General features: G+C 68.1%; 4 protein-coding genes and 1 pseudogene. 1 reads left to right on the top strand and 4 read right to left on the bottom strand.

The features are described 5' to 3' along the window. Positions 1 to 759: 759 nt before the first annotated feature. The gene (locus tag ACZ6IM_RS42065) at positions 760 to 1,809 is read right to left on the bottom strand and encodes an MBL fold metallo-hydrolase (protein WP_381770196.1); all 1,050 of its coding nucleotides are present in this window, start codon (positions 1,807 to 1,809) and stop codon (positions 760 to 762) included. Between the two features lie 83 nt (positions 1,810 to 1,892). Next, positions 1,893 to 2,852, bottom strand: coding sequence for a serine hydrolase (locus ACZ6IM_RS42060; RefSeq protein ID WP_391104426.1), 960 nt, complete (start codon positions 2,850 to 2,852; stop codon positions 1,893 to 1,895). A gap of 39 nt (positions 2,853 to 2,891) precedes the next feature. Between ACZ6IM_RS42060 and ACZ6IM_RS42055 the strand changes: the two genes are divergently transcribed. Next, positions 2,892 to 3,869 carry a LysR family transcriptional regulator gene (locus ACZ6IM_RS42055; protein ID WP_391104429.1) on the top strand — a complete coding sequence of 326 codons (978 nt, stop codon included), beginning with the start codon at positions 2,892 to 2,894 and terminating at the stop codon, positions 3,867 to 3,869. 293 nt (positions 3,870 to 4,162) lie between these two features. Here ACZ6IM_RS42055 and ACZ6IM_RS42050 read toward each other — a convergent pair. Together ACZ6IM_RS42050 and ACZ6IM_RS42045 are read right to left on the bottom strand one after the other, a co-directional pair. Continuing rightward, positions 4,163 to 5,626 (bottom strand): annotated as a pseudogene (locus ACZ6IM_RS42050) (IS481 family transposase); the annotation flags it as partial. Positions 5,627 to 5,793: 167 nt separating this feature from the next. Continuing rightward, positions 5,794 to 6,114: a hypothetical protein gene (locus tag ACZ6IM_RS42045; RefSeq protein ID WP_469564500.1), complete on the bottom strand. Its 321-nt coding sequence runs from the start codon at positions 6,112 to 6,114 to the stop codon at positions 5,794 to 5,796. Between the last annotated feature and the right edge of the window lie 492 nt (positions 6,115 to 6,606).

Genomic DNA, 6,606 nt, shown 5'->3' with positions numbered 1-6,606 from the left:
CAGATGTACGGCCGCGCGAGCTTCCCCCTCCTCCGCCACCGCATCCTCCTGGGCTGACCACACCCTCCGTCACCACCGACTACGGAACAGACCCGTTCGCTACACAGACCCCGTCTTGGGTCTTCGGGAACGCGGCGGTCATATCCGTGCCCGCGCGGGAGCGCGGGAGGACCCGGCCGTCGGCGTAGCGGGCGAGCTGCGCACGGAACCCGTCCTTCTCCAGACCTATGCATGTATCAGAGATATGGGCGGCTGCCCGGAACGGGCGGCGCAGTAGGGGTGTCCCCTCGAACACTTCCGCCTCCGCCTGACGGTCCTGAGCCACGGGCCAAGGACCGTCAGGGGCCCGCCGTCAGAGGTCTCGTCGGCAGGGCCGACCCTGCGAACACGACAGCAGCCTGACCGCGGCAGGAGGACGGGACTGGCGCGGAAGGCCGGTAGGGAGGCAGCCGTCAGGATTCGAGTTCCAGGCAGGGCCCGACCTGGCGCCCCCGGCCCGACCCTGAACAGGTCCGCTGCCAGATGTGACGAGGCGTGCAGGGCCGGATCGGGTCGGACTGGTGTCTCCGCTCTCACGCACGACGAAGGCGCACCCGCTGTCCCTGGCTCTGGCTTTTGGGCTGTTGGGCGTGTCAATCGAGGGGGCGGGCGTACATCACATACAGCTTGAAGCGGCTTCGCTGACCGTGTGCTGGCCGACTGGGTTGCATATCCCCCTTGTCTGGCCGCATCGGACCGCATGCCGCAGGGGAAGTCGTTTCACGGCAGCCGGTGGTCTCCGTTCTTCGGAACGGGGCGCGGCTTCGGCCGCATGTCTCCGCCGTAGGTGGTGTGGTAGTCCGGGACAACGATCCGGCTCATCGGGGTCTCCTGGTGCACCAGTGCGACGAAGGCGTCCAGGTCCATCGCGGGGTCCCGGCGCGGTGTTTCGCTCAAGGGCTCCTCGAAGTTGTCCCAGTGGACGGGTACGACGACGCCGGGCTGTCCGAGTGCTCTCAGCAGCCGGGGCACGTAGCGGGACGTCGAGGCGCTGGACGGCACCGCGATCATCGCGAGGTCGGGGCTCAGCCCCTGGACCGCTCGTTCGGAGAAGTCGCTGGCGCCCATCAGGAAGGCTGAGGGTCCGGCGCTGCCGGTCGTCACCTGGTAGGCGAGCGTGTCGCCCTCCGGCAGGTCGGAGATGATACGGGGGGCCGTCGGCGGTGGCGCGTTCAACGTTCCCGGCGCGAAGTAGGTGTGCCGCTTGTTGCGGCTGTGCAGGCTCGATACGACCTCGACCGTGATCCCGTCGAAGTCCAGCACCTCACCGCCCTTGACCACCGAGATCTGCCCGGGGTCGACGCCGAACGCGACCAGCAGGTGGAACGTGGTCTCGGTGCCGACGATCCGGGCACCGGTGGTCTTGGCTATGTACGGCACGTCGGCGATGTGGTCCCAGTGGGAGTGGCTGACCAGGACGATTTCAGGGCGGCCGATATGCTCCCGCACCAGCTCAGGATCGGACCTCAGCTTCGTCCCTGGTTTGAAGTTCCCGTCAAACAGGCCGGTCTTGAACCGGGTGATGTACGGGTCGAAGAGTACTGTCCGCTCCTCGACGTCGATGCGCCAGCCGGACGTGCCCAGCCAGCGGAAGGACGGCGAACCAGCCAGGGAGGCCCTGCGCGTCGTGGCGGTGTCGCTGGCGATGGCGTGAGCGGGGGAGGCGAGAAGCGGGGCGGCCGCGCCGAACGCGGCGCCGCGCAGCACCGTGCGCCGGCCGAGATCCTGGATGCGCCGCTTCGGGCGGGGTGCGTCTGTGTCGTCGCTCATGCGGCCAGGAGATCAGGAGACACCCGCTACGGTCCAAGATCGAGATGTACGCGCTCTCATATGCATACTCGTATGGGACCAGGTCAGCTGCCGCGACGGTGGAGGAAGTCGACAGCGATTCGCGCCGCTGTGCCGATCGCCGCGTCGACGGCCGTACGTGATGAGGCCAGTTCCCGCGTGCGGGCGAAGACGGAGACCGCGTAGCGGCTGCCGTCGGGATACCGGACGACTCCCGCCTCCATGTGAAGGCCGGGAAGGGTTCCGGTCTTCGCCGCCACTGTCACCTCGTCAGGGAATCCCGACACCAGCCTGTGCCGGAATACCTGTCGGGACATCAGTTCCCGTACCCACGCACAGGCTTGCGGCGGGCCCGCCTCGTCGCACCAGATGAGGCGCAGCAGCCGGGTGATCTCACGGGGCGTGCTGGCGTTGGTCCGCGAGGGGTCCAGCACGCTCATCCGTCTTTTGCGGGCCTCCGGAAGCGCCGGGTAGCGGAGGGCGAACTCCCTCTCATCGCGTGCGCCGACCTCGCTGAGCATCGATTGCAGCACATCGCGAGGACCGCCCACGATCCGGGTCCCTTCGAGGCGGAGCTCTTTGACCAGGAGCCGTACCGTGTCCAGACCGACCTGCGCCAGCAGCAGGTCCGCCGCCGAGTTGTCGCTCACCGAGATCGCGAAGAGGGCCAGGTCGCGCAGGGACAGCTCGACATCGTCCGCACAACCGGCCGTACCCCAGCCACCGAGCCGGTCACCGGCCGTGACCCGGACCCGTGCACGGGGGTCGAGCTGGCCGGCGGTGACCTGGCGCGCGAACTCGAGGACCAGCAACACCTTGAAGATTGAGGCGATCACGACGGGCTCGTCAGCGCCAACAGCAACCTCGTCGACTGCCGCCCGGTCACCCACTGCCGCCGTGTCGCCTGCTGAACACCTGCCGACCGTCACCTCATCACAGTCCGGCTTCCCGCCGATGGGAACCGCGTGCAACACCCCCTCGGCTCCCGCCCCCGCGAAGGCCTCATGTATCCGGTTCTCGACCATCGCTTCGCCCCTCACGTAAGCTCGCTGGCTGTGGATCTCTTGCGCCACCTGCGCATCTTTGTCGCCGTTGCCGAAGAGCTGCACTTCAGCCGGGCCGCCGACCAGCTTGGCATGGCCCAGCCGCCTCTCAGCCAGGCGGTGCGCAGGTTGGAGACGGAGCTCGGCGCCGAACTGTTCGACCGGTCGCGCCGGCAGGTCAAACTGACGCCCGCAGGCGCCGTGTTGCTGGATGAGGCCCGTTCACTGCTGACCGGAGAAAGGCGGCTGCGGACGCTGGCCCGCCGCGCCGGGGATGGCGAACTGGGGACCCTGCGCGCGGGCATACCCCCGGGCACGATGGTTGCCACGCTGTCGCTGCTGCTCGGCGCATGTGCGGAACACTATCCGGGCATGTCCGTCGATCTCCAGGAGATCACCACCGGCGAGCAACTGCGGCTGATCGCGTCCGGCGGGCTCGATGTCGGCCTCGTCCACCAGCCCGTGGACATCACAAGGCTCCGCATGGGTCCGGAGGTGTCCGTGGAAGTCGGCGTCGTCCTGCCCCGCATCTCACCGCTGGCCCAGCTCCCGGAGGTCCCACTCGCCCATCTGGCCGGTCAAGACCTCGTGCTCCTTCCCCGTGAGCAGGCCCCTGGCTGGTACGACCGGATTCTGGACACCTGCCGGGCCGGGGGCTTCGTTCCCACCGGACTGCGGCATGCCTCACGCCCCGAGCTTCTGTTGGCCCTGGTCAGCGCGGGGCACGGCATCGCCTTCGGCCAGGGGGCGGTGGCCGGCAAGGAGCCGCGTGTCGTCTGGCGGCCACTGTCAGGCCGCCCTCTCATCCAGCGGACCAGCGCGGTCTGGTCGGCCGTCCGATCCTCCCACCCGGCCGCCCCTCACTTCGCCGAGCTCGCAGCCGACGTACTCGCCCGCGACCGTACGGCGACCCTGCACGGCGACGACGGCGCGCCCGCGGAGACAGGATCGCCCCGGCCTTGGGCAGTGGTGTACGACGAAGCAACGTGGCGCTGGTAGGCGTTCTCGACTCCGTGGACGACCGGGGATGCTTTCCTGGGTTTCGTGCTGGGGTGCTGCGGTCGAGGCGATCACCCTGGCTGCACTTGGCCCGAAATGGGACGATGCGAGGAGGCGGGATGGGACGTCTATCGGCCCCAGTCGCTCACGATCGCTGGCCTGCTACGCAGCCCGTACGATGGCGACTCGGGCGTTCACTGGCCGGCCGAAGCGTTCAGTGGAACGCATTGGACGAATCGTCTGCCGCGGCCCGATCACCTCTCGCACATCGCCCGTACCGCCTCAGCACCGGCCGCTGCGTCGGGGATGGCGTGCATGAGGTGCCCGTCGAGGCGGAGAGTGATCGTGCGGCTGGCGAGGGCGAATCAGACCTGGTAACGGCCGCTGGCCAAGCGGACGATCCCGTCACGATGGACCTTGCGGTCGACCTCGACCGGTTCACCGGCGGCGAGGATGGCCGTGCCGCTGCGGGCCCTGGGGAGGGCGGCGGGGGCGGGCTCGGGACCGGCCGGACGAGCGCCGTAGCGCATGGTCAGGTAGGCGAGATCCTCCGGTCGCAGCCGGGACGGGACCGTGGTGACGGGGTGCCCGTCGAGGAGGAAATGGACGCTGCGGTGGTTCGCCCAGACCGTCAGCGTCCTGCCGGCCAGTGCTTGGTGGATGCCCTCCCGCTGCCTGCCCGTGACCAGGGTGATCTCGCCGCTGGTTGGCACCCGCACTTTGAACTCGACCACAGTGCCCTGCGGCGGCAGGGCGGACGGTTCGACGACCTCGACGGACAACTCCGGCTCCGGCGCTGTCTGTTCAAGATTTTCATCATCACCGCGGAGGCGGACGGCAGTGTGGGGCCGGAAGAGGCTGATCGGGGGTGGCCGTGTTCAGGGCCTGGTGCGGGCGTTGGTGGTTGTAGGCGTGTACTCAGCCGTCGATCGCTTCCTGGGCCGCAGCCAGCGACTCGAACGGCACGACGTGATCGAGGAACTCCTCGCGCAGGGTGCGGTGAGAACGTTCGATCTTGCCCGTGGTGGTGGGTGACCGCGGCTTGGTCAACCGCTGGGTGATGCCGTTCTCCTGGCAGATACGCTCGAAGAGCACTTCCACCGGCTGCGGCCGTTGGTGCCGGCCGGTGAACTGCTTGCCGTTGTCCGTCAGCACTTCGAAGGGCACGCCGTAGCGGCGCATCGCGGCTGCGAAGGCCGAGCACACGGCGCGGGCGCTGGGCACGGCCACGACGGAAGCGATCACGACGAACCGGGAGTGGTCATCGATGCCGGTGACCATCTTGCATTCCCGTCCGTCGGCCAGCGGCACACCGCCGACCAGGTCCATCTGCCACAGGTGCATGGGCGCCTCGCGCTGCCACCGGCGGTACTTGCGCGGATGCTGCTGTTCCTGGGCGCGGACCAGGCCGTTGCGGGACAGCACCCGGTGGACCTGGCCCGCGACGGCGCCGACTCCAGCCCGCGGACGGAGAGTTCGTGGGCGATCCGGCGGGCACCCCACCGCAGATGCCGGCGGCGCAGCTCGCAGATCTCGGCCTCCACCTCGGCAGACAGGCGCGCGGGGCTGTTCCGCGGGCGCCGGGATCGGTCCAACAGACCTGGCATACCCTCCAGCACGAACCTCCGCCGCCAGGTGTGCAGAGTCTGACGCGAGGTGCCGTACCGGGCGGCGACCTCCCCGATCGGTGACCCGCCGAGCACCTCGCGGACGGTCCGGTAGCGGTACTTGGCCAGTTGCTGTACATCCACGACCACCGACCGAAGCACCTCCGCCCCACCGAGGGACGGGAGACGGCGGACGTCCAACCGAACGTGTCACCCACGTCCTGAGCACAAACGGTCAAGCATCTCCTGAGACCTCACACCGACAAGCAGACACCGCAAGATCATCTGACTTGTGACCAGCGATCAAAGGGCATCCTTTAGCAGTGGTGCCCATCCGGGCACTCGGGGAACAGCACTCCGAAGAGCAAGAAGAAAAGAATCGGCACACTGGACACCGCGGCCATGATCAGGAATCGTCCGCGTGCCTCTCGCCGGTCCCCGATCTGAGCTGCCACCAAGCCCGCTGTCGGCGCGAGCGCGGCAGTGAGCAGCGCCAGCAGGCCGAACGCCCAGCCGACCTCTCGTCGTACGTCCGGAAACCCCACCGCATACGCGATCGCCGGGATGAACAGAAGGAGGGGCGCAGATGCCCACCACCACGACAGTGCTGTGATGATCCGATCCGCTCGTGCAGGCACCAGGCCAGTCGATCCTCCTGCCCCTCGGCGGCTTTCCGGAGCGCTCCCAGACGATGGCATGCCCACATCGTAGGCAGCAGTGAGGAACATGTGGTCGCCTTGGGGCCTGGTTCTCTAGCGAACGGGACAATCCAGGCCAGCTCCGAAACCGTGATCATGCCAGATGCCCCAAGGTCGTCCCGCTAGTGACCAGCAGTTACGGACAGCCCCGAGGGGCACAGAGCAGAGGGCTGTGCAGGTCAGCCGGACGTGCATGAAGGTGAGGACGGCGGTGATCATCTGTGCAGTGACGCAACACCACATCGACCGTCCGCACACATCACACACCACAGGCGGATCCTCACACGCCGGCACGGGCCGCCCCAAGCGGCCAACATCGCGCCAGTTCTCAGACACCCTTACTGGCTCTAACAAAAGCTGCTGATCATGAGACTCTCGGCCTCTCTGCCCGTATGTCTGGGCATGGGAAACCGTCAGTCGCGGCCGTGGATC

Source organism: Streptomyces sp. NPDC042336, from assembly GCF_055581985.1.
The sequence above is the reverse complement of the archived record's forward strand: the minus strand, read 5'-3'. Positions and strand labels throughout refer to the sequence as shown.